Genomic DNA, 22,708 nt, shown 5'->3' with positions numbered 1-22,708 from the left:
GCAGACCCCGAGGAGGCGAACCCCTTTGAGTACGGGACCCGGAGCAGACTCCGCACCCGCACCGACCGCCCACGAGACCCCGCCCACCCCCGCACCCGCCCGCAGGTCCTCGATGTTCAGCTCGCTGAGGGTCAGGAACTACCGCCTGTTCTTCGCCGGCCAGGTCGTCTCCAACATCGGCACCTGGATGCAGCGCATCGCCCAGGACTGGCTGGTGCTCAGCCTCACCGGCTCCGCCACCGCCGTCGGCGTCACGACGGCCCTGCAGTTCCTGCCGATGCTCCTCTTCGGCCTCTACGGCGGCGTCCTCGTCGACCGCCTGCCCAAGCGCCGTACGCTCCTCGTCACCCAGACGTCGATGGCCCTCACCGGGGTCGCGCTCGCGCTGCTCACCCTCTCCGGCCACGTCCTGGTCTGGCACGTCTACCTCGCCGCCTTCGCCGTCGGCCTCGCCACGGTCGTCGACAACCCGGCCCGCCAGTCCTTCGTCTCCGAGATGGTGGGCCCGGACCAGCTGCAGAACGCGGTGAGCCTGAACTCCGCGAACTTCCAGTCCGCCCGGCTCGTCGGCCCCGCCGTCGCCGGTGTGATGATCACCGGCGTGGGCACCGGCTGGGCGTTCCTCTTCAACGGCCTGTCCTTCGTCGCGCCGCTGGCGGGCCTGCTGCTGATGCGGGCGCGTGACCTGCACGTCGTCGAGCGCGCACCGCGGGGCAAGGGCCAGCTGCGGGAGGGCCTGCACTACGTCGCCGGCCGCCCCGACCTGATCTGGACCATCGTCCTCGTCGGGTTCGTCGGCACCTTCGGCTTCAACTTCCCCGTCTACCTCTCCGCCTTCGCCGACGACGTCTTCCACGCCGGCGCCGGCTCCTACAGCCTCTTCAACACGCTGATGGCGGTCGGCTCGCTGGCGGGCGCCCTGCTCGCGGCCCGGCGCGGCACGGCCCGGATGCGGGTGATGATCGCGGCGGCGGTGGCGTTCGGCGCACTGGAGATGGTGGCGGCCACGGCCCCCTCGCTGTGGCTCTTCGCCCTGCTCATGGTCCCCATCGGCATGTTCGGCATGACGGTCAACGTCACCGCCAACACCACCGTCCAGATGGGCACCGACCCGGCCATGCGGGGCCGCGTGATGGCCCTGTACATGATGGTGTTCATGGGCGGCTCCCCCGTGGGCGCCCCGATAGCGGGCTGGATCACGGACGCGTACGGCGTCCGCGCCGGCCTCGCGGTGGGCGGCGCGATCGCCGCGGCGGCCGCCGTCACCATCGGCCTGGTCCTGGCCCGCGTCGGTGGCCTGCGCCTGTCGGTCGGCTGGAACCACGGACACCCCAGGGTGCGGTTCGTCCCGCGAGAGAACCGCGAGCTGGCCAGGGTGGCCTGATCCCGTCCCCCGGCGGACGGTGCCAGGCTTGACCCATGAGACTCTTCGCCGCCGTACTGCCCCCCGACGATGTCGCCGACGAACTCGCCGCCGTGGTCGCCGAGTTGCGCAGGCTGCCCGGCGCGGACGGGCTGCGCTGGACCGGCCGCCCGGGTCGGCCCCGCGGCGAAGCCGTTGACTGGCACTTCACGCTCGCCTTCTACGGCGAGGTCGACGACGACGTCGTACCGGATCTGTCGGCACGGCTGCGGCGGGCCGCGCACCGGAGTGCCCCCTTCCCCCTCTCCGTGCGGGGCGGGGGGCAGTTCGGGCGCGGGCGGGCGCTGTGGGCCGGGGCGGCCGGGGACGTGCCGGCCCTGCGGCTGCTCGCCGACCGGGCGGAGGCGGCGGCGCGGAAGGCGGGCCTGGACATGGGGGAGCACCGCCGCTACAAGGCCCACCTGACGCTGGCCCGCAGCCGCGACGCCCTGGACGTACGGCCGTACGTCCAGGCACTGGCCGCCTTCGAGGGCCGTACCTGGACGGTGGGGGAGCTGGTGCTGGTCCGCAGCAAGCTGCCGAAGTCCGGGGTGCCGGGGGAGCAGCCCCGTTACGAGCCGGTCGGGCGCTGGGCTCTCGGTGGGGCCGGTTAGGCTCGATGCGTGGACCCGAAGACCCGGAACCGGATCATGGCCGGTGCGCTCGTGCTGATGTTCGTCGTCGTCGCCCTGGCGGCTGCGCTCGGCAGGTAGCGCGGGGCCGCACATCGGTGCGGCCCCGCGCCCTTCGAGGGTGCCGTCCTGGGCGTTACCAGGCGAAGGCCTCCGGGGACGGGCCCGGGCCCGGGAAGATCTCGTCCAGGCCGGACAGCAGCTCCTCGCTCAGCTCCAGCTCCACCGCCCGGACCGCGGAGTCGAGCTGTTCGGCGGTGCGGGGGCCGACGATCGGGCCGGTCACGCCGGGGCGGGTGAGCAGCCAGGCCAGCGCTGCCTCGCCGGGTTCGACGCCGTGCTTGTCGAGGAGGTCCTCGTACGCCTGGACCTGCGAGCGGATCGAGCTGTTGGCGAGTGAGTCGGCGGCCCGTCCGGAGGTGCGGCGACCGCCCTCGGCCTCCTTCTTGATGACCCCGCCCAGCAGACCGCCGTGCAGCGGCGACCAGGGGATGACGCCGAGACCGTAGTCCTGCGCGGCCGGGACGACCTCCATCTCGGCGCGGCGCTCGGCGAGGTTGTAGAGGCACTGCTCGCTGACGAGACCGTACGACCCGCGCCGGGCGGCGACCTCGTTGGCCTGGGCGATCTTGTAGCCGGGGAAGTTGGACGACCCGGCGGCCGAGTTCGAGCGGGCGCTCATCAGGGACCGGACCATGGCCGGACTCACCGTTGCCAGGGCGCAGGGCAAGATCGGCGGGCGTCCGAGAGCCATGGACCCGAAGATGGTGAAGCAGGCGGAAGCGCTCAAGGCGGAGGGCAAGAGCTACGCCGCTATTGGCAAGGCGTTGGGAGTCGGTCAGGCCACCGTCTACCGAGCCCTGACGGGCACGTCGGGTTGATTGTCGCCCAGCGGCCTTAGGGTGAACTTTGGTACGGGCGAAGACGACTCAAGAGTCGAGTCGAACCTTGCCTTGAGCGAGCTCGAAGGCGTTGGCTGGGGCCTCATGAAGTACACGCAGCTCGGACGTACGGGACTCAAGGTCAGCAGGCTGGTCCTCGGGACCATGAACTTCGGACCGCAGACCAACGAAGCCGACAGCCACGCCATCATGGATGCCGCGCTGGACGCGGGACTGAATTTCTTCGATACGGCCAATGTCTATGGGTGGGGCGAGAACAAGGGCCGTACGGAATCGATCATCGGGAACTGGTTCGCGAAGGGCGGCGACCGGCGCGACAAGGTCGTCCTCGCCACCAAGGTGTACGGGAACATGGCCCCCGACGGCGACGCATGGCCCAACCACGACAAGCTCTCCGCTCTGAACATCCGGCGGGCGGTCGACGCCAGTCTGAAGCGGCTGCAGACCGACTACATCGACCTCTACCAATTCCACCACGTCGACCGGAACACTCCCTTCGAGGAGATCTGGCAGGCCATCGACGTTCTCGTGCAACAGGGCAAGATCCTCTATGTCGGGTCCAGTAACTTCCCCGGTTACAAGATCGCCCAGGCCAACGAGATCGCGGCCCGGCGCGGCGGCACGATCGGGCTGGTCAGTGAGCAGTGTCTCTACAACCTCGCCGAGCGCCGCGCCGAGATGGAGGTCATCCCGGCCGCGCAGGAGTACGGGCTCGGGGTCATCCCTTGGTCGCCGCTGCACGGCGGCCTGCTGGGCGGGGTGATCAAGAAGGAGGTCCAGGGTGGGCGCCGGGCGTCCGGACGGGCCGCCGACACCCTCGCCAACCCCACCGCACGCGCGCAGATCCAGGCCTACGAGGACCTGCTGGAGAAGCACGGCGTGGAGCCGGGTGAGACGGCCCTGGCCTGGTTGCTGACCCGCCCCGGCGTGACCGGCCCGATCGTCGGCCCGCGCACCGCCGAACAACTGGAGTCCGCGCTGCGGGCGGTCGAGCTGGAGCTGTCGGACGAAGTCCTGGCCGGCCTCGACGAGATCTTCCCGGGCCCTGGACCGTCCCCGGAAGCATTCGCCTGGTGACTTCTTAAGCGGGCGGGTTCGCGTGGTGGCCGCCGCAGCCTCGGCCGGTGCTTGGAGAGGATCGGCGGCCACCACGAACCGGGTTATGGGCGGGTACGGCCATCCCCGCAAGGCGGCGTCAAAGCGGCTGAGTGGCCGTGTCGAAGAAGTTGATGCCCGCGTCCAGCGCCGAGTCCATGATCGCGTGGGAGTCGGCTTCGTCGGTCTGCGGGCCGAAGTTCATGGTGCCGAGGACGAGTCGGCTGACCTTGAGTCCGGTACGTCCGAGCTGCGTGTACTTCATGGAGCACAAGCCAACGTCCTGGAGTGCGCTCCAGGCAAGGGGAACTGGTCAGTCGCGGGGGAACTCGTCGGTCTTGAGGGTGAGGCCGAGGGGGGGTGGTGGTCAGGTCGACGTCGGTTCCGTAGTCGACACGCAGCTCACACCGGTAGTCCCCGTCTGGTCAGAACGGCTTCTGCCCCGACGTGGCCAAGTTCCGCGACGGTGCGATCAAGGGCGAAGAGGGCCGCTGGCGGTACGAGGACATCGAGTTCGTCGGAGAGGTCATCTCGAAGGGCACGGCTCCCAACGACTACGGTCCCAAGAAGGCGGCCTACGCGGTCGCCGAAGTCCCGTGTACCTCATCGTTGACCCCTACCTGCGCAGGTGCACCGTTTACACCGAGCCCAAGGCAGGGCACGCCGAGACGCGCATATGCCGGACGGCCTCAGCCCTCGTACTCCCCGCCCAGCCCCCACCCCTGCCACATCGCCTCCGCGAAGGCCGCCGCCAGCCGGTGTTCGCCGCTGCCGTTGGGGTGGGTGCCGTCGTAGGTGTCGGTGTGGATGTCCCAGGCGGCCGGGATCGAGGCGAGGAGGATCGGGGAGGCCGGCTTGTCCAGGTCGGCCGCGGTCTTCGCCAGCAGCTCGTTGAAGAGGGTGACCTGGGTGGCGAAGGGCTCGTCGTTCGCGGCGCGGATGTTCGGGATCACCGGGAGCCAGACCATGCGTATCCGGGGGTTGACCGCGCGGGCCTCGGCCACGAACGCCCTCGCGTTCTGCGCCGTTTGTTCCGCGTTCGTGTAGAAGCCCAGGTCGATCAGGCCCAGGGAGACCAGCAGGACGTCCGCCCGGGACCGGCGTACCGCCTCCCCGATCAGCGGGGCCATGTGCAGCCAGCCCTCGCCCCAGCCGGCCAGGTGGGCGCGGGGGAAGTCGGGGTCGGCGTACGCGTACGAGGTCGGGGCGTCCGTCGCCTTGTCGTAGAGCGTCTCGCGCGGGCCGACCAGGGTGAACGGGCCGCCGTACGTCGCGCACAGATGGCGCCACATACGGTGGCGCCACGTGTGTTCGCCCGAGCTGCCGATCGTCATCGAATCGCCTACGGGCATGAACCTGAGCATCCGCTCATGATGCGGGATGGAGGAACGATCACAGGAGCCGACGGCGTGTGAAACCGGCCACGACCCCCGGGCGCGCCGGAACGACCGGGCGGGATGGCAGGCTTGGGGACATGCGCCGACCCTTCGCCAGCCGAGCGGGAACCCTCCTCGCCGCCACCCTCCTCGCGGGGGCTTTCGCCGTGCCCGCCTCCGCCGCCGACGGCAAGGGCGACGAGGGGTTCACGATCGAGGATCCGCGTATCACCGAGTCCAGCGGCCTCGCCGCCTCGCGCCGGCACCCCGGCATCTACTGGACCCACAACGACAGCGACGACGGCCCCTACCTCTACGCCGTCGACAGCGCGACGGGCAGGACGGTCGCCCGGCTCACCCTCACCGGCATCGGAACCCCCCGCGACGTCGAGGCCATCTCGATCGGGCCGGACAACCAGATCTACGTCGGTGACATCGGCGACAACCTCGGCGGGAACTGGCCGTACGTCTGGATCTACCGCCTGCCCGAGCCCAAGACGCTCGAGGACGCGACCGTCCGTGCCACGCAGTACGTCGTGACGTACTCGGACGGTGCCCGCGACGCCGAGTCGCTCGTCGTGCACCCGAAGACCGGGCGTGTCTACATCATCGACAAGAACGAGGACGGCGGGCACCTCTACGAGGGTCCGGCGACCCTCTCCACCTCCGGCAAGAACGTCTTCAAGCCGGTCGCCGCCGTCGACCTGTGGGCCACCGACGCCGCCTTCTCCCCGGACGGCACCCGGCTCGCCGTACGCGGCTACTTCGGCGGCATCTCCTACGACTGGAACGACGGTGCCGTCAAGCGCGAGGGGCGGCTCGACGTGCCCCTGCAGCGGCAGGGGGAGTCCCTCAGTTACTCGCCGGACGGCAGCAAGCTCATGTACGGCAGTGAGGGGGCCGGGAGCGACGTGGTGGCGGAGGACGCGCCCGCGGGTTCCTCGTCCAAGTCGCCTGCGGGGAAGGGGAGCTCCGAGGGTTCCTCCTCCGACGCGTCCGGGTCCTCGGCGGCCACCGGCAACGTCGGGCTCGGTGCCCTCGCCGTCGCCGCCGTCGCCGCCGCCCTCTTCGGCTTCCGCCGGCTGCTGCGCCGCGGCTGAGCGCGAGGACCGTTCCACCGCTGCCGCGTGTCTTGACGCGGTCATGCAAGGCCAGTTCTCTGGGTGGTGCGCGGTGTATGGGAGCGCTCCCATCGGTTCCGGGGCCGCGCCACCCGAGAGGAAGCAGCGATGTTCCGCAGCCTGCGAAGAGTGCTGTGCGCCTTGGGCGTGGCGCTCCTGCTGCCGCTGGCCGGTGCGCAGACGGCCGACGCGGCGGAGCCCGGCGCCGGCTACTGGCACACCAGCGGCCGCCAGATCCTCGACGCGGCCGGGCAGCCGGTCCGGGTCGCCGGGATCAACTGGTTCGGCTTCGAGACCGGCAACCATGTCGTCCACGGCCTCTGGTCCCGCGACTACAAGAGCATGATCGACCAGATGAGGTCGCTGGGCTACAACACCATCCGCATCCCGTACAGCGACGACATCTTCAAGAGCTCGACCGTACCCGACAGCATCGACTTCAGCGGCGGCAAGAACGCCGACCTGCAGGGACTCGGCTCACTGGGGGTGCTGGACAAGATCGTCTCGTACGCCGGTCAGGACGGCCTGAAGGTCATCCTCGACCGGCACCGCCCGGACGCGGGCGGGCAGTCGGCGCTCTGGTACACCTCGGCCGTCCCGGAGTCGACGTGGATCGCCAACCTCAAGGCGCTGGCGGCCCGTTACCAGGGCCAGGACACCGTCGTGGGCATCGATCTGCACAACGAGCCGCACGACCCCGCCTGTTGGGGCTGCGGCGACACCGCGACGGACTGGCGGCTGGCGGCACAGCGGGCCGGAAACGCGGTCCTCTCCGTCAACCCGGACCTCCTGGTCTTCGTCGAGGGCGTGCAGACCTTCAACGGCGTCTCCGGCTGGTGGGGCGGCAACCTGATGGGGGTCGCGCAGTACCCGGTGCAGCTCAACGTGCCCAACAGGGTGGTGTACTCGGCCCACGACTACGCCACGAGCGTGGCCCAGCAGAGCTGGTTCAGTGACCCGGCCTTCCCCGCCAACATGCCGGGGATCTGGGACAAGTACTGGGGCTACATCTTCAAGCAGAACATCGCGCCCGTGTGGGTGGGCGAGTTCGGGACGACGCTGCAGCCGACGGTCGACCAGAAGTGGCTGGCCGCGCTGGTGAGCTACCTGCGCCCGACAGCGACGTACGGCGCCGACTCCTTCCACTGGACCTTCTGGTCCTGGAACCCCAACTCCGGTGACACGGGCGGCATCCTGAAGGACGACTGGCAGACGGTCGACACGGTGAAGGACGGCTATCTGACGAGCGTCAAGGCACCGGGCTTCCCGAGCACCGGTGGCGGTGGCGGAGGTGGAGGAGGAGGTGGCGGCGGAAGTACGGCCACCTGCTCCGCCGTCTACACCGTCAGCAGCGACTGGGGCGGCGGCTTCAACGCCGAGGTGAAGGTGACCAACACCGGGACGACCGGGATCAGTTCGTGGAAGGTCACCTGGACCTGGAGCGGCTCGCAGCAGGTGACGAGCATGTGGAACGCGTCGTACACCCAGACCGGCGCGACGGTGACGGCGGCCAGCGCCTCGCACAACGGCGCGCTCGCCTCCGGTGCTTCGGCGAGTTTCGGCTTCGGGGGCGCACCCGGGGGCGGGGGTGCGCCGAGCGCGAGCTGTACGGCGGCGTGAGGGACGGGGTGCCCGGTGCTGATCGCCGGGCGCCCTCGCGCCCCTGAATCAAAGGAAATTCAAATCTTCTGTCGAAACGCTTTGTGCGGTCGCGCTTCTTCGAAAGGATCCAGCCAGGATCGTGAACCTTTCGGTCTCCTGTCCCAACCCCCCATGCCTTGAGGGAACTTCATGAGAAGAAGCACAGCCGTGCTGTGCGGCGCGACCGTCGTACTGGCCGGGACACTCACGGCCGTCCCGGCCGAGGCGAGTACGTCGCAGTCCGCGCAGGCCGCCCAGGCGGCGAAGGTCACCTGGAAGAAGTGCGCCACGGACGACTACCCGACGCTCCAGTGCGCGTCGGTGAAGGTGCCGCTCGACTACGCCAAGCCGCAGGGGCGGAAGATAACCCTGGCCCTGTCCCGCGTCCCGCACACCGCGAGGAAGTACCAGGGCCCGCTGCTGGTCAACCCCGGTGGCCCCGGCGGCAGCGGTCTGACCCTCGCCGGTTTCGTCGCGTCCTCGCTGCCCAAGGAGGTCGCGGCCCAGTACGACGTCATCGGCTTCGACCCGCGCGGAGTGGGCGCCAGCAAGCCCGCCCTGGACTGCAAGCCGGGCTACTTCAACCCGGTCCGCCCGGACTCCGTGCCCAGCACGGCCGGGATCGAGAAGGCCAACCTCTCGCGCGCCAAGTCCTTCGCCAAAGCCTGCGGCACGAAGTACGCGGACGTCCTGCCCCACATCAACACGGTCAACGCCGTGAAGGACATGGACTCGATCCGCAAGGCACTCGGCGCCAAGAAGATCAACTACTTCGGTTACTCGTACGGCACCTACCTGGGCCAGGTCTACGCCAAGCTCTTCCCGAGCCGCGTGCGCCGCCTGGTGCTGGACTCGATCGTCGACCCCGACGGGGTCTGGTACGACGCCAACATCTCGCAGGACTACGCCTTCGACGCCCGCCACAAGGCGCTGATGGCGTGGATCGCCAAGTACAACGACACGTACAAGCTCGGCACCGATCCGGCCAAGATCGAGGCCAAGTGGTACGCGATGCGGGCGGAGCTCGCCAAGAAGCCGGCCGACGGCAAGGTGGGTGCCTCCGAGCTGGAGGACACCTTCATCCCCGGCGGGTACTACAACGGCTACTGGCCCTACCTCGCCCAGGCGTTCGCGGCGTACGTGAACGACAAGAACGCCGAGCCGCTGGTCCAGGCGTACGAGAACTTCGCGGCCATCGACGCCTCCGGTGACAACGGCTACAGCATCTACACCGCTGTGCAGTGCCGTGACGCCTCCTGGCCGCGCGACTGGAACCAGTGGCGCAAGGACAACTGGGGCGTGTACAAGAAGGCCCCGTTCATGGCCTGGAACAACGCCTGGTACAACGCGCCGTGCGCGTTCTGGCCCACGAAGTCGATGAAGCCGGTGAACGTCGCCAACAGCAAGCTGCCGCCGGTGCTGCTGTTCCAGGCGACGAACGACGCGGCCACCCCCTACCAGGGCGGCGTCACCGTCCACCGCCTGCTGAAGCACTCCAGCCTGGTGGTCGAGAAGGGCGGCGGCAACCACGGCATCACGCTGAGCGGCAACGCCTGCCTGGACAAGTACCTGGCGAAGTACCTCACCGACGGCACGGTGCCGCGCGGTCACGGCGTGGCCGACGCCGTCTGCCAGAAGACCGCCGACCCGGAGCCCCTGAGCACGGCGATGTCCGCCCTGAGCACGGAACAGCCGGCCACCGCGGCGGGCGCCGACACCCTGCACGGGATCCTCGGCTTCCGCGGCTGAGCGCGAAACGAGAAGGGCGCCCGGTGCTCGCCGGGCGCCCTTCACGTCGTGACGGAGGCGGCTACAGCTTCTCGATCACGTAGTCCACGCACTTGGTGAGCGCCTCGACGTCGGCCGGGTCGATCGCCGGGAACATCGCGACGCGCAGCTGGTTGCGGCCGAGCTTGCGGTAGGGCTCGGTGTCGACGATGCCGTTGGCGCGCAGGACCTTCGCGACGGCGGCGGCGTCGATCTCGTCCGAGAAGTCGATCGTGCCGATGACCTGCGAGCGCTTGGCCGGGTCGGTGACGAACGGGGTCGCGTGCTTGGACTCCTCCGCCCAGCCGTAGAGGCGGGTCGAGGAGTCCTTGGTACGGGCCGTGGACCAGGCGAGGCCGCCCTGGCCGTTGATCCACTCCAGCTGCTGGTCGAGCAGGAACAGGGTGGCCAGGGCCGGGGTGTTGTACGTCTGGTTCTTGCGGGAGTTGTCGATCGCCGTGGGGAGCGAGAAGAACTCCGGGACGTGGCGGCCGGACGCGTGGATCCGCTCGGCGCGCTCGATCGCGGCCGGGGAGAACACGCCGATCCACAGGCCGCCGTCGGAGGCGAAGGACTTCTGCGGGGCGAAGTAGTAGACGTCCGTCTCGGCGATGTCGACCGGGAGACCGCCGGCGCCGGAGGTGGCGTCGACCAGGACCAGCGCACCCTCGTCGGCGCCCTGGACGCGCTTGATCGGGGCGGCGACACCGGTCGACGTCTCGTTGTGCGTGAAGGCGTACACGTCGACGCCCGCCTCGGCCTGCGGCTCGGGGTGGGTGCCGGGTTCGGAGGAGACGACGGTGGGCTCGGCCAGCCAGGGGGCGAGCTTGGCGGCCTTGGCGAACTTCGAGCTGAACTCACCGAACGTGAGGTGCTGCGACTTGTTCTCGATCAGGCCGTGGGTCGCGATGTCCCAGAACGCGGTCGAGCCGCCGTTGCCGAGAATCACCTCGTAGCCCTCGGGCAGGGAGAACAGCTCGGAGATGCCCTCGCGCACCTTGCCGACCAGGTTCTTGACCGGGGCCTGGCGGTGAGAGGTGCCGAGGAGGGAGGTACCGGTGGCGGCGAGCGCGTCCAGCGCCTCCGTCCGCACCTTGGAGGGACCCGCGCCGAAACGTCCGTCCGCGGGCTTGATGTCAGAGGGAATCTGGATCTCAGCCACGGGGGGAGGCTATCGGGTGGAGGAAACCTGGGCGAAACCTCGTCCGTCGGCTGAGACGGTGTTTGGACAGGTGTGCTGATTGGGTGGAGCCATGACAGATCTCGAGACCGAGCTGCGCGAGGTCGTGAGAGGCGAGGTCGGGTTCGACGTCACCTCCCGGGCGCTCGTCACCATGGACGCGTCCAACTACCGCCGCGTCCCCCTGGGCGTCGTCGCGCCCCGGGACGCCGACGACGTGACCGCGGTCCTGGAAGTGTGCCGGGCGCACGGCGTACCCGTCGTCGCGCGCGGCGGCGGCACCTCCATCGCCGGGCAGGCGACGGGCACCGGCGTGGTGCTGGACTTCACCCGGCACATGAACCGGCTGCTGGCCCTCGACCCCGGCGCACGCACCGCCGTCGTCCAGCCGGGCCTCGTCCTGGACCGGCTCCAGGAGGCCGCCGCCCCGTACGGGCTGCGGTTCGGCCCCGACCCCTCCACACACAGCCGCTGCACCCTCGGCGGGATGATCGGCAACAACTCGTGCGGCTCGCACTCGGTGGCGTGGGGGACGACCGCGGACAGTGTGCGCGAGCTGGAGGTCGTCACCGCGCGGGGGCGGCGGCTGCGGCTCGGACAGGGATGGGCCGGGGCGCCGGACGGGCTGCGGGCGCTGGCGGAGGGGGAGCGGGCACGGCTGCGGACCGGGTTTCCCGACCTGCCCCGCCGTATCTCCGGCTATGCCCTGGACGCTCTGCTGCCCGAGAAGGGCGCCGACGTCGCCCGTTCCTTCTGCGGCTCCGAGGGCACGCTGGGCGTGCTGACGGAGGCGGTCGTCGGGCTGGTCGAGGCCCCACGCGCGCGTGCGCTCGCGGTGCTCGGGTACGGCGACGAGGGCGCCGCCGCCGAGGCAGCGGCCGGTGTGTTGCCGTACGGGCCGCTGACCGTGGAGGGGATGGCCGCCGACCTGGTGCCGGCCACGGCCGGGCTGCCCAGGGGCGGAGCCTGGCTGTTCGTGGAGACGGGCGGGGAGTCGGCGGCGCAGGCACGCGCGCGTGCGGAGACGATCGTGCGGGGGGCCTCGGACACCGTGGACACCCTGATCGTGACCGACCCGGCCGCGCAGCGGGCGCTGTGGCGCATCCGTGAGGACGCCAGCGGCACGGCGACGCGCATGCCGGACGGCTCGGAGGCCTGGCCCGGCTGGGAGGACTGCGCGGTACCGCCCGCGCGGCTCGGCGCCTACCTGCGGGACTTCCGGGCGCTGCTCGCCTCGCACGGTCTGCGCGGGACGCCGTACGGCCACTTCGGCGACGGCTGCATCCACGTCCGTATCGACTTCGACCTGCTGAGCGCGCCGGGCATCGGCCGCTTCCGGCGCTTCTCGGAGGACCTGGCGTCCCTGGTCGTCTCCCACGGCGGCTCCCTCTCCGGGGAGCACGGCGACGGGCAGGCCAGGGCTGAACTGCTGCCCCGGATGTACGGCGCCGAGATGGTCGCCCTGTTCGAGCGGGCGAAGGGCGTGTGGGACCCCGACGACCTGCTCAACCCCGGGATGCTGGTGCGCCCGGCGCCCCTGGACGCCGGACTGCGGTTCTCGGTGCTTCCGCGCGAGCCGGTCCCGGTCGTCTTCGGCTACCCGGCCGACGGCGGCGACTTCTCGGCGGCCGTCCGCCGCTGTGTGGGGGTCGCGAAGTGCCGTACGACGACGGCGACCGGGCCCGCCGTGATGTGCCCGTCGTTCCGCGCGACGGGCGAGGAGGCGCACTCCACGCGCGGGCGTGCCCGTCTGCTGCACGAGATGCTCGCCGGTGAGGTGGTGACCGACGGCTGGCGGTCGGAGGAGGTGCGGGAGGCGCTGGACCTGTGCCTGTCCTGCAAGGGCTGCCGGTCCGACTGCCCGGTCGGGGTCGACATGGCCACGTACAAGGCGGAGTTCCTGCACCACCACTACGCCGGCCGGCGGCGCCCGGCCGCCCACTACACGATGGGCCGGCTGCCCAGGTGGCTGCGCTGGGCGTCCCGCACGCGCGCGACGGGGCTCGTCAACGCCCTCGCGCGTGTGCGGCCACTGGCCTGGGCGGCGAAACGGGCCGGCGGGATCGCCCGGGAGCGGGAGATTCCCCGGCTGGCGGGGGAGACGTTCAGCCGGTGGTGGCGGGGGCGGCCGACGAGCGGCGGGAACGGCGACCTGGTCGTGCTGTGGCCCGACACCTTCACCGAGCACTTCTCGCCCTCCGTCGGCCGGGCGGCCGTACGCGTCCTGGAGGCGGCCGGGCTCCGGGTGGCGCTGCCGCCGACCCTGCGGATGCGGGGGCGGCCGGTGGGAGACGCGCGGTCGAGGAACGCGGCCGCGCTGCTGACCGCCCGCCGTGGCCGGGTCTGCTGCGGGCTGACGTACGTCTCCACCGGCCAGCTCGACCACGCGCGCGTGGTGCTGCGCCGCACGCTCGACCTGATGGAGCCGGTGCTGGAGACGGCGGCGCCGGTCGTCGTCCTGGAGCCGAGCTGTGCCGCCGCGCTCCGGGCGGACCTGCCCGAGCTGCTGCCCGACGATCCGCGCGCCGCCCGGCTCGCCGCCCGGGTCCTGACGTTCGCCGAGGTGCTGGAGCGCCACGCCCCCGGCTGGACACCGCCGCGCGTGGACCGTCCGGTGGTCGGCCAGACGCACTGCCACCAGCACGCGGTGCTCGGCGACGCGGCCGACCGCCGGCTGCGCGAGGCCGCCGGGCTCACCGGGGAGCTGAGCGGGGGCTGCTGCGGACTCGCGGGCGACTTCGGCTTCGCGCGAGGGCACTTCGAGGTGTCGGTGGCGTGCGCGGAGGAGCGACTGCTCCCGGCCGTGCGGAGCGCCGCGGAGGGTTCGGCCGTTCTCGCGGACGGGTTCTCCTGCCGGACGCAGCTGGAGCAGCTGGCGGGGGTGCGGGGCCGGCATCTGGCGGAGGTGCTGGCCGAGGGGCTGGGGGAGGGGGAGCGGGAGTGACGCACCCATCTGGGCGGACCGCGGTCCTCGCCGACATCCACGGCGTGCCGCCCGCCCTGGAGGCGGTCCTCACCGAGCCCGAGGTCGCGGCGGCCGACCCCATCGTGCCGACCGGGGACGTCGCGGCCGGACCGCAGCCCGCCGAGGCCGAGCGGCTGGTCGCGGAGTGCGGCTTCCCGGGGATCGACCAGTGGGCCGACGTCTACCCGCACGCGCGGGTGACGGACACACAGACGTGGGAGGCCTTCGGCCCCCGGGACGGCTGCGGCTAGGGCGTGGCGGCAGCCGGCGAAAGGCCTTTACGGCCCGGCATCCGAGCCTCGGACGTCTCAGGACGCGAGACAGGGGTGTAATGAGTTCACACACCTGACGGAGTCCATTACTGTGGACTTCGCAGTTCATCGTGATGAACGATCGTCGAGCCGAGCCCTGGGATCGCCCGTGACCACCTCCCAAACCGCCACCACGGCCCCCGTCTCCCTCGCCCCGAAGGGCGCCCCCGGCCGCTTCGGCTCCCTCGGGCCGGTCGGTCTCGTGCTCGCCGGAGGCATCTCCGTGCAGTTCGGCGGGGCGCTGGCGGTGACGTTGATGCCGAGGGCCGGTGCGCTGGGCGTGGTGGCGTTGCGGCTGCTGGTGGCGGCGGTCGTGCTGCTGGTCCTCTGCCGGCCGCGACTGCGAGGTCATTCCCGGACGGACTGGGGGACGGTGATCGTCTTCGGCGTCACCATGGCCGCGATGAACGGGCTCTTCTACCAGGCCCTCGCCCGTATTCCGCTGGGGCCGGCGGTGACACTGGAGGTGCTGGGGCCCCTGGCGCTGTCGGTCCTCGCCTCGCGACGGGCGGTCAATCTGGTCTGGGCGGGCTTGGCCCTCGCCGGGGTCTTCCTGCTCGGCGGCGGGGGATTCGCGGATCTCGACATGGTCGGAGTGGCGTTCGCGCTGGGAGCGGGGGCGATGTGGTCGGCGTACATCGTGTTCAGCGCGCGTACGGGCCGGCGCTTCCCGCAGGCCGACGGTCTCGCGCTGGCGATGGTGGTCGGCGCGCTGCTGTTTCTGCCGCTGGGGATCGCGGAGTCGGGCGCGAGGCTGACCGACCCGGTGACGCTCGGTCTGGGCGCGGCGGTGGCCCTGCTGTCGTCCGTGCTGCCGTACACCCTGGAACTGCTGGCTCTGCGCCGTCTGCCGGCCTCCACGTTCGCCGTCCTGATGAGCCTGGAACCGGCCGTCGCCGCCACGGCGGGCTTCCTCGTCCTGGACCAGTCCCTCTCCGCCCTGGAACTACTCGCCATCGGCCTGGTCGTCGCGGCGAGCATGGGCGCGGTACGGACCCAGGTGGGGCGGGGGAAGGCGGGGGTGTAGGGGCTTGGCCGGCCCGGGGGCTGCCTGCCGGGCTCCGCCCGCCGGGGTCTGCCTGCCGGTGCCCACCCGTCGGACCCCGTCCACCGAGCGAGCCGTCCCCGGGAATGCATGCAAGCATGCTTGCTTGTTTCCTGGGGCGCTGCCATGCTCCACCTCATGGCCGACCCGACGCCCGTGATCGACGACCTCTGTGCCGAAAGCGACGAACTCGAGCTGATCGTCGCCGAGTTGGGGCCGGAGCAGTGGGCCCTCCCGACCCCCGCCCCCGGCTGGAGCATCGCCCACCAGATCGCGCACCTCGCCTGGACCGATCACTCCTCCCTGCTCGCGGTCACCGACCAGCGGGCCTTCTCCCACGAGGTCGAGAAGGCCCTGGCCGAACCGGGGGACTTCGTGGACAACGGCGCGGAGGAAGGGGCACGCAAGCCCCCGGAGCGGCTTCTCGCCGACTGGCGGTCCGGCCGCGCGGCCCTCGCCGACGCCCTGCGCGCCGCACCCGACGGCGCCCGCTTCCCCTGGTACGGCCCGCCCATGTCCACCGCCTCCATGGCCACCGCCCGCCTCATGGAGACCTGGGCCCACGGCCTGGACATCGCCGAGGCGCTCGGCGTGGCCCGTACCCCCACCGACCGCCTCCGCCACATCGTCCGCCTCGGCATCCGCACCCGCGACTTCGCCTTCGGCGTGCACGGACTGACCCCGCCGTTCGACGACTTCCGCGTCGAACTCACCAGCCCCTCCGGTGAATCGTGGATTTACGGTCCGGAGAACGCCGACGGCCGCGTCACCGGCCCCGCGCTCGACTTCTGCCTCCTCGTCACCCAGCGCGCCCACCGCGCCGACCTCGCCCTGACCGCGGAGGGAGACGACGCCGACCGCTGGCTGGACATCGCCCAGGCCTTCGCGGGCCCGCCCGGCGCCGGGCGCACACCGAAGGGCGCCGACCGATGACCCCGCTGCGCATCGGCAACGCCTCCGGCTTCTACGGCGACCGCCACGACGCCGTGCGCGAGATGCTCACCGGCGGCGAACTCGACGTCCTCACCGGCGACTACCTCGCCGAACTCACCATGCTGATCCTGGGCAAGGACCAGCTGAAAGACCCCTCCGCCGGGTACGCCCGCACCTTCCTGCGCCAGATGGAAGAGTCCCTCGGCCTCGCCCACGACCGCGGCGTCCGGATCGTCACCAACGCCGGCGGCCTCAACCCGGCCGGACTCGCCGACGCCTTACGGAAGTCGGCCGACCGCCTCGGCATCCCCGTACGCGTCGCACACGTCGAGGGCGACGACCTCACCCCCCGCCACCCCGGCAGCCTGACCGCCCACGCCTACCTCGGCGGCTTCGGCATCGCCGCGTGCCTGCGCGAGGGCGCGGACGTCGTCGTCACCGGGCGGGTCACGGACGCGGCCCTGGTCACCGGGCCCGCCGCCGCCCACTTCGGCTGGGAGCCGCACGAGTACGACCGGCTCGCCGGAGCCGTCGTCGCCGGGCACGTCCTGGAGTGCGGGACACAGGCCACCGGCGGCAACTACGCGTTCTTCACCGACGGAGACATCCGCCACCCCGGCTTTCCGCTCGCCGAGGTGTACGAGGACGGCTCCAGCGTCATCACCAAACACCCCGGCACCGGCGGTTTCGTCGACCTCGGCACGGTCACCGCCCAGCTCCTGTACGAAACCGGCCCCGCCCGGTACGCGGGACCCGACGTCACCGCCCGGCTGGACACCGTACGGCTCACCCAGGACGGCCCCGACCGGGTCCGGATCGACGGCGTCCGCGGCGAGGCCCCGCCGCCCACCCTCAAGGTCGGCCGCACCCGCATCGGAGGCTTCCGCAACGAGGTCGTCTTCGCGCTCACCGGACTCGACATCGAGGCCAAGGCGGCACTCGTCCAGGAGCAGATGGCGCCGGCCGTCGGCAGAGTCGCCGAGCACCGCTGGGAACTGGTCCGCACCGACCACCCCGACGCCGGCACCGAGGAGACCGCGAGCGCCCTCCTGCGGCTCGTCGTACGCGACCCCAGGCAGAACTCCGTGGGCCGGGCCCTGAGCGGGGCCGCCGTCGAACTCGCCCTCGCCAGCTACCCCGGCTTCCACGTCCTCGCGCCACCCGGCCCGGGCTCCCCCTACGGCGTCTTCGAGGCGTCGTACGTGCCCCGCGACGAGGTCGAGCACCTCGCCGTACTCGACGACGGACGCCGTGTCCCCGTACCACCGGGCACCGACACCCTCGTACCCGACGCCGTACCGGAACCACCCCTTCCCGACCCCCTGCCACCGGGGCCCGCCCGGCGCGCCCCCCTCGGGCGCGTCGCCGGCGCCCGCAGCGGCGACAAGGGCGGCGACGCCAACGTCGGGGTGTGGGCCCGCACCGAGGAGTCCTGGCGCTGGCTCGCCCACACGCTCACCGTCGACGTCTTCCGCGCACTCCTCCCGGAGACCGCCGAACTGCCGGTCACCCGGCACGTCCTGCCCGGCTTGCGCGCGCTGAACTTCGTCGTCGAGGGCATCCTCGGCGCCGGTGTCGCCGCACAGCACCGCTTCGACCCACAGGCCAAGGGCCTCGGCGAGTGGCTGCGCTCCCGTCACCTGGACATCCCGGAGGCCCTGCTTTGACGGTCATCACCTCCGCCCTGGACATCCAGGGGCCGGACTACCGCGCGCACCGCGACACCATGCTCGCCAGACTCGCCGCCCTCGACGCCGAGCACGCCAAGGCCCTCGCGGGGGGCGGCGAGAAGTACGTCGCCCGGCACCGCGCACGCGGCAAGCTGCTCGCCCGCGAGCGCATCGAACTGCTCCTCGACCCCGACACGCCCTTCCTGGAGCTGTCCCCGCTGGCCGCCTGGGGGAGCGAGTACGCCGTCGGTGCCTCGCTCGTCACCGGGATCGGGGTGGTGGAGGGGGTGGAGTGCCTGATCACCGCCAACGACCCGACCGTGCGCGGGGGCGCCAGCAATCCGTGGTCGTTGAAGAAGGCACTGCGGGCCAATGACATCGCCCTGGCCAACCGGCTGCCCTGCATCAGCCTGGTCGAGTCGGGGGGCGCCGACCTGCCGTCCCAGAAGGAGATCTTCATCCCCGGAGGCGCCATCTTCCGGGACCTGACACGCCTGTCGGCGGCCGGGATCCCGACCGTGGCCGTCGTCTTCGGGAACTCCACGGCAGGGGGCGCCTACATCCCCGGCATGTCCGACCACGTGATCATGGTCAAGGAGCGGGCGAAGGTCTTCCTGGGCGGGCCGCCGCTGGTGAAGATGGCCACCGGGGAGGAGAGCGACGACGAGTCGCTCGGCGGTGCGGAGATGCACGCGCGCGTGTCGGGTCTCGCCGACCACTTCGCCGTCGACGAGACGGACGCGCTGCGGCAGGCACGGCGCGTCGTCGCCCGGCTCAACCACCGCAAGGCGTACGAGGATCCGGGACCGGCCGCACCTCCCAAGTACGACGAGGAGGAACTGCTCGGGATCGTCCCGGGCGACCTGAAGACGCCGTTCGACCCGCGCGAGGTCATCGCCCGGATCGTCGACGGCTCCGACTTCGACGAGTTCAAGCCCCTGTACGGCAGCAGTCTGGCGACCGGCTGGGCGTCCCTGCACGGCTACCCGATCGGGATCCTCGCCAACGCCCAGGGGGTGTTGTTCAGCGCGGAGTCCCAGAAGGCCGCCCAGTTCATCCAGCTCGCCAACCAGCGCGACATCCCGCTGCTCTTCCTGCACAACACCACCGGGTACATGGTCGGCAGGGAGTACGAGCAGGGCGGCATCATCAAGCACGGCGCGATGATGATCAACGCGGTCGCCAACAGCCGGGTGCCGCATCTGTCGGTGCTCATGGGCGCCTCGTACGGCGCCGGCCACTACGGCATGTGCGGGCGCGCCTACGACCCCCGCTTCCTGTTCGCCTGGCCCAGCGCCAAATCGGCCGTCATGGGGCCGCAGCAGCTCGCCGGCGTCCTGTCGATCGTCGCCCGGCAGTCCGCCGCCGCCAAGGGGCAGCCGTACGACGAGGAGGGCGACGCCGCCCTGCGCGCCATGGTGGAGCAGCAGATCGAGTCCGAGTCGCTGCCGATGTTCCTGTCCGGGCGGCTCTACGACGACGGAGTCATCGACCCGCGCGACACCCGCACGGTCCTGGGTCTGTGCCTGTCGGCCATCCACACGGCGCCGTACGAGGGTGCGCGCGGCGGCTTCGGCGTCTTCCGGATGTGAGGGTCATGATTACTTCTGTTCTGGTGGCGAACCGCGGCGAGATCGCCTGCCGAATCTTCCGCACCTGCGCCGAGTCGGGAATCCGGACGGTCGCCGTGTACTCGGACGCCGACGAGAACGCCCTCCACGCGCGCGTGGCCGACACGGCGGTACGGCTGCCGGGCACGACGCCCGCCGACACCTACCTGCGCGCCGACCTCGTGGTGAAGGCCGCCGTCAACGCGGGCGCGGACGCCGTGCACCCCGGCTACGGCTTCCTCTCCGAGAACGCCGACTTCGCGCGGGCCGTCCTGGACGCCGGCCTGGTCTGGATCGGGCCGCCGCCCGAGGCCATCGAGGCGATGGCCTCCAAGACCCGCGCGAAGGAGCTCATGGGGCTCGCGCCGCTGCCCCATGAGGCGGTGACGGAGGCGGACCTGCCGGTACTGGTGAAGGCGGCCGCAGGGGGCGGAGGGCGCGGAATGCGGATCGTGCGCCGCCTGGAGGAGCTGAGCGCCGCGCTGGAGAGCGCCCGCGCCGAAGCCGCGAGCGCCTTCGGCGACGGTGAGGTCTTCGTCGAGCCCTACGTGGAGAACGGCCGCCACGTGGAAGTGCAGGTCCTCGCCGACACACAGGGCACGGTCTGGGCGCTCGGCACCCGCGACTGCTCCCTCCAGCGACGCCACCAGAAGGTGATCGAGGAGGCGCCCGCACCCGGGCTCTCCGAGGCACTGGAGAACGAGTTGAAGGCGCTGGCCGTGCGCGCCGCCCGCGCCGTCGCCTACGTCGGCGCGGGCACCGTCGAGTTCCTCGTCGCCGACGGCCGCGCGCACTTCCTGGAGATGAACACCCGCCTCCAGGTCGAACACCCCGTCACGGAGGCGGTCTTCGGCCTCGACCTGGTGGCCGAACAGATTCGGGTGGCGGAAGGCGGTGAGCTGGCCTCCGAGCCGCCACGCGCGCGCGGTCACGCCGTCGAGGCCCGCCTCTACGCCGAGGACCCCGCGACCGACTGGACCCCGCAGACCGGCACCCTGCACCGCCTGACCGTCCCGGACGCCGTGCGCCTGGACACCGGCTACGACGACGGCGACGAGATCGGCGTCCACTACGACCCCATGCTCGCGAAGATCGTCGCCCACGCCCACACCCGGGCGGAAGCCGTCCGCAAGCTCGCCGGAGCGCTGGAACGCACCACCCTCCACGGCCCGGTCACCAACCGCGACCTCCTGATCCGCTCCCTGCGCCACGAGGAGTTCGCCTCCGCCCGCATGGACACCGGCTTCTACGACCGCCACCTCGCTGAACTGACCGCGGTGACCTCCGACCCGTACGCCCCCTTGGCCGCCGCCCTGGCGGAGGCGCAGCAGGGTTCCCGCTTCGGGGGCTGGCGCAATCTGCCGTCCCAACCGCAGAGGAAGCGGTACGCGATGGCGGGCCAGGAGGTCGAGGTCGCCTACTTTCACGGGCGGACCGGCCTCACGGCGGACGGCGTCCGGATCGTGCACGCGGACCCCGCCCTGGTCGTCCTGGAGATCGACGGCGTACGCCACCGCTTCGCGGTCGCCCGCTACGGCGACCGCGTCCACGTGAACGCCACGACCCTCACCGCCCTGCCCCGCTTCCCGGATCCGGAGGACCAGCACGCCCCCGGCTCCCTCATGGCCCCGATGCCGGGCACGGTCGTCAAGCTGGCGGACGGCCTCATCACCGGATCGAGTGTCCGGGCCGGTGAACCACTGCTCTGGCTCGAAGCGATGAAGATGCAACACCGCGTGTGCGCACCGGTGACGGGCACGGTGACGGCGCTGCAGGTGACGGAAGGCCAGCAGGTGGAGGTCGGCACCGTGCTGGCGGTAGTGCAAGAGACGCCCCAGGGGCGCGGGGCCGCATCGACACCCGGCTCCGCCACGTGAGCGCGACCACCCACGACGATCCGCACCCGAAGGAGCCACGGTGACCACCCTCGTCGAACCCGAAGAGCACAAGGCACTCCGAGAAGCGGTCTCCTCCTTCGCGAAGGGCCACTCGGGCGACTCCCGCACCCTCTGGCAGGAAGCCGCCGAACTCGGCTACATCGGCGTCAACCTGCCGGAGGCGTACGGCGGCGGGGGCGGCGGCATCACCGAACTCTCCCTCGTCCTCGAAGAGATGGGCGCCGCGGGCAACCCCCTTCTCATGATGATCGTCTCCCCGGCGATCTGCGGCACGGTGATCTCCCGCTTCGGCACCGACACCCAGAAGCAGGAGTGGCTCCCCGCCCTCGCGGACGGCACCCGCATGATGGCCTTCGGCATCACCGAACCCGACGCCGGCTCCAACAGCCACCGCCTCACCACGACCGCCCGCCGCGACGGCACCGACTGGCTGCTCACCGGCCGCAAGGTCTTCGTCTCCGGCGTCGACATCGCCGACGCCACCCTCATCGTCGGCCGCACCGAGGACGCCGGCACGGGCCGCCTCAAGCCCTGCCTGTTCATCGTCCCGCGCGACGCGGAAGGCTTCTCCCGGCACCCCATCGACATGGAACTGCACGGCACGGAGAAGCAGTTCGAGCTCGTCCTGGACGACGTACGGCTGCCCGCCGAGGCGCTCGTCGGCCACGAGGACGCCGGCCTGCTGCAACTCTTCGCCGGCCTCAACCCGGAACGGATCATGACGGCCGCCTTCGCGATCGGCATGGGCCGCCACGCCCTCTCCAAAGCCGTCGCGTACGCCCGCGACCGCACCGTCTGGACCACCCCGATCGGCGCCCACCAGGCCATCGCCCACCCCCTCGCCCAGGCGCACATCGACCTCGAACTGGCCCGTCTGATGATGCAGAAGGCCGCCCACCTCTACGACGCGGGGGACGACACCGGCGCGGGCGAGGCCGCCAACATGGCGAAGTACGCGGCGGGCGAGGCCTGCGTCAAAGCGGTCGACCAGGCGGTGCACACCCTCGGCGGCAACGGCCTCACGCGCGAGTTCGGCCTGGCCAGGCTGATAACGGCTTCGCGCGTGGCTCGTATCGCCCCGGTGAGCCGGGAGATGATTCTCAACTACGTCTCCCACCAGACCCTGGGCCTGCCCAAGTCGTACTAGGCCGCCGCCTTGG

At 71.4% G+C, this 22,708-nt stretch carries 16 protein-coding genes and 4 pseudogenes; 16 read left to right on the top strand and 4 right to left on the bottom strand.

From position 1 onward, the window contains the following. Window positions 1-25 precede the first annotated feature (25 nt). Together ACIBVL_RS23660 and thpR are read left to right on the top strand one after the other, a co-directional pair. Window positions 26-1,384, top strand: a complete 1,359-nt coding sequence (locus ACIBVL_RS23660) for an MFS transporter (RefSeq protein ID WP_399099380.1) — start codon at window positions 26-28, stop codon at window positions 1,382-1,384. Window positions 1,385-1,419: 35 nt separating this feature from the next. Beyond that, window positions 1,420-2,016: an RNA 2',3'-cyclic phosphodiesterase gene (gene thpR, locus ACIBVL_RS23655; protein ID WP_399099377.1), complete on the top strand. Its 597-nt coding sequence runs from the start codon at window positions 1,420-1,422 to the stop codon at window positions 2,014-2,016. Window positions 2,017-2,170: 154 nt separating this feature from the next. Here thpR and ACIBVL_RS23650 read toward each other — a convergent pair. Next, window positions 2,171-2,692: pseudogene (locus ACIBVL_RS23650) on the bottom strand (aldo/keto reductase); the annotation flags it as partial. 37 nt (window positions 2,693-2,729) lie between these two features. On the opposite strand from ACIBVL_RS23650, the gene ACIBVL_RS23645 reads away from it, so the two are divergent. Continuing rightward, window positions 2,730-2,915, top strand: coding sequence for a helix-turn-helix domain-containing protein (locus ACIBVL_RS23645; protein ID WP_399099375.1), 186 nt, complete (start codon window positions 2,730-2,732; stop codon window positions 2,913-2,915). Between the two features lie 105 nt (window positions 2,916-3,020). Continuing rightward, window positions 3,021-4,013: an aldo/keto reductase gene (locus ACIBVL_RS23640; RefSeq protein WP_399099373.1), complete on the top strand. Its 993-nt coding sequence runs from the start codon at window positions 3,021-3,023 to the stop codon at window positions 4,011-4,013. A 133-nt stretch (window positions 4,014-4,146) separates the two neighbouring features. On the opposite strand, the pseudogene ACIBVL_RS23635 reads toward ACIBVL_RS23640, so the two are convergent. After that, window positions 4,147-4,296 (bottom strand): annotated as a pseudogene (locus ACIBVL_RS23635) (aldo/keto reductase); the annotation flags it as partial. A gap of 152 nt (window positions 4,297-4,448) precedes the next feature. Between ACIBVL_RS23635 and ACIBVL_RS23630 the strand changes: the two are divergent. Continuing rightward, window positions 4,449-4,690 (top strand): annotated as a pseudogene (locus tag ACIBVL_RS23630) (Uma2 family endonuclease); the annotation flags it as partial. Window positions 4,691-4,720: 30 nt separating this feature from the next. Here ACIBVL_RS23630 and ACIBVL_RS23625 read toward each other — a convergent pair. Further along, window positions 4,721-5,395 (bottom strand): GDSL-type esterase/lipase family protein, encoded by a 675-nt coding sequence (locus ACIBVL_RS23625; RefSeq protein ID WP_399099371.1) that lies wholly within the window; start codon window positions 5,393-5,395, stop codon window positions 4,721-4,723. Between the two features lie 110 nt (window positions 5,396-5,505). Here ACIBVL_RS23625 and ACIBVL_RS23620 point away from each other — a divergent pair, with 110 nt between their 5' ends. The 3 genes from ACIBVL_RS23620 to ACIBVL_RS23610 all read left to right on the top strand — a co-directional run bounded on the left by ACIBVL_RS23620 (window position 5,506) and on the right by ACIBVL_RS23610 (window position 9,918). After that, a complete protein-coding gene (locus ACIBVL_RS23620) occupies window positions 5,506-6,507 on the top strand; it encodes a WD40 repeat domain-containing protein (protein WP_399099369.1) in 1,002 nt (333 codons plus the stop codon). Between the two features lie 129 nt (window positions 6,508-6,636). Next, a complete protein-coding gene (locus ACIBVL_RS23615; RefSeq protein ID WP_399099367.1) occupies window positions 6,637-8,148 on the top strand; it encodes a cellulase family glycosylhydrolase in 1,512 nt (503 codons plus the stop codon). A gap of 171 nt (window positions 8,149-8,319) precedes the next feature. Next, window positions 8,320-9,918 (top strand): alpha/beta hydrolase, encoded by a 1,599-nt coding sequence (locus ACIBVL_RS23610; protein WP_399099364.1) that lies wholly within the window; start codon window positions 8,320-8,322, stop codon window positions 9,916-9,918. A gap of 61 nt (window positions 9,919-9,979) precedes the next feature. On the opposite strand, the gene serC is transcribed toward ACIBVL_RS23610, so the two are convergent. Further along, entirely contained in the window at window positions 9,980-11,098 is a 1,119-nt protein-coding gene (serC, locus tag ACIBVL_RS23605) for a phosphoserine transaminase (RefSeq protein ID WP_399099362.1), read from the bottom strand. A 91-nt stretch (window positions 11,099-11,189) separates the two neighbouring features. Here serC and ACIBVL_RS23600 point away from each other — a divergent pair, with 91 nt between their 5' ends. The 8 genes and pseudogenes from ACIBVL_RS23600 to ACIBVL_RS23565 all read left to right on the top strand — a co-directional run bounded on the left by ACIBVL_RS23600 (window position 11,190) and on the right by ACIBVL_RS23565 (window position 22,695). After that, window positions 11,190-14,060 (top strand): FAD-binding and (Fe-S)-binding domain-containing protein, encoded by a 2,871-nt coding sequence (locus ACIBVL_RS23600; RefSeq protein WP_399099360.1) that lies wholly within the window; start codon window positions 11,190-11,192, stop codon window positions 14,058-14,060. Continuing rightward, a pseudogene (locus ACIBVL_RS23595) lies at window positions 14,057-14,233 on the top strand (metallophosphoesterase); the annotation flags it as partial. The gene ACIBVL_RS23600 and the pseudogene ACIBVL_RS23595, both read left to right, overlap by 4 nt. A 268-nt stretch (window positions 14,234-14,501) precedes the next feature. Next, a complete protein-coding gene (locus tag ACIBVL_RS23590; RefSeq protein ID WP_399099358.1) occupies window positions 14,502-15,419 on the top strand; it encodes an EamA family transporter in 918 nt (305 codons plus the stop codon). 156 nt (window positions 15,420-15,575) lie between these two features. Next, on the top strand, window positions 15,576-16,370 hold the full coding sequence (locus ACIBVL_RS23585) for a TIGR03084 family metal-binding protein (protein WP_399099356.1): 795 nt from the start codon (window positions 15,576-15,578) through the stop codon (window positions 16,368-16,370). Next, entirely contained in the window at window positions 16,367-18,037 is a 1,671-nt protein-coding gene (locus ACIBVL_RS23580) for an acyclic terpene utilization AtuA family protein (RefSeq protein ID WP_399099354.1), read from the top strand. The genes ACIBVL_RS23585 and ACIBVL_RS23580 overlap by 4 nt, the downstream gene beginning before the upstream one ends. After that, entirely contained in the window at window positions 18,034-19,632 is a 1,599-nt protein-coding gene (locus ACIBVL_RS23575; RefSeq protein WP_399099352.1) for an acyl-CoA carboxylase subunit beta, read from the top strand. Before ACIBVL_RS23580 ends, ACIBVL_RS23575 begins: the two co-directional genes overlap by 4 nt. 5 nt (window positions 19,633-19,637) lie before the next feature. Then, window positions 19,638-21,527: a biotin carboxylase N-terminal domain-containing protein gene (locus tag ACIBVL_RS23570; RefSeq protein WP_399099350.1), complete on the top strand. Its 1,890-nt coding sequence runs from the start codon at window positions 19,638-19,640 to the stop codon at window positions 21,525-21,527. Between the two features lie 40 nt (window positions 21,528-21,567). Further along, window positions 21,568-22,695 (top strand): acyl-CoA dehydrogenase family protein, encoded by a 1,128-nt coding sequence (locus tag ACIBVL_RS23565; RefSeq protein WP_399099348.1) that lies wholly within the window; start codon window positions 21,568-21,570, stop codon window positions 22,693-22,695. Window positions 22,696-22,708 lie beyond the last annotated feature (13 nt).

The sequence above is a fragment of the Streptomyces sp. NPDC049687 genome, from assembly GCF_044465285.1.
Classification (GTDB): domain Bacteria; phylum Actinomycetota; class Actinomycetes; order Streptomycetales; family Streptomycetaceae; genus Streptomyces.
This window is presented reverse-complemented; position numbering and strand designations above follow the sequence as displayed.

Coding starts and splice junctions, on each gene's coding strand:
- thpR (WP_399099377.1), top strand. CDS start 1,420: ATGAGACTCTTCGCCGCCGTACTGCCCCCCGACGATGTCGCCGACGAA.
- ACIBVL_RS23645 (WP_399099375.1), top strand. CDS start 2,730: ATGGCCGGACTCACCGTTGCCAGGGCGCAGGGCAAGATCGGCGGGCGT.
- ACIBVL_RS23640 (WP_399099373.1), top strand. CDS start 3,021: ATGAAGTACACGCAGCTCGGACGTACGGGACTCAAGGTCAGCAGGCTG.
- ACIBVL_RS23625 (WP_399099371.1), bottom strand. CDS start 5,395: ATGCTCAGGTTCATGCCCGTAGGCGATTCGATGACGATCGGCAGCTCG.
- ACIBVL_RS23620 (WP_399099369.1), top strand. CDS start 5,506: ATGCGCCGACCCTTCGCCAGCCGAGCGGGAACCCTCCTCGCCGCCACC.
- ACIBVL_RS23615 (WP_399099367.1), top strand. CDS start 6,637: ATGTTCCGCAGCCTGCGAAGAGTGCTGTGCGCCTTGGGCGTGGCGCTC.
- ACIBVL_RS23610 (WP_399099364.1), top strand. CDS start 8,320: ATGAGAAGAAGCACAGCCGTGCTGTGCGGCGCGACCGTCGTACTGGCC.
- ACIBVL_RS23600 (WP_399099360.1), top strand. CDS start 11,190: ATGACAGATCTCGAGACCGAGCTGCGCGAGGTCGTGAGAGGCGAGGTC.
- ACIBVL_RS23585 (WP_399099356.1), top strand. CDS start 15,576: ATGGCCGACCCGACGCCCGTGATCGACGACCTCTGTGCCGAAAGCGAC.
- ACIBVL_RS23580 (WP_399099354.1), top strand. CDS start 16,367: ATGACCCCGCTGCGCATCGGCAACGCCTCCGGCTTCTACGGCGACCGC.
- ACIBVL_RS23570 (WP_399099350.1), top strand. CDS start 19,638: ATGATTACTTCTGTTCTGGTGGCGAACCGCGGCGAGATCGCCTGCCGA.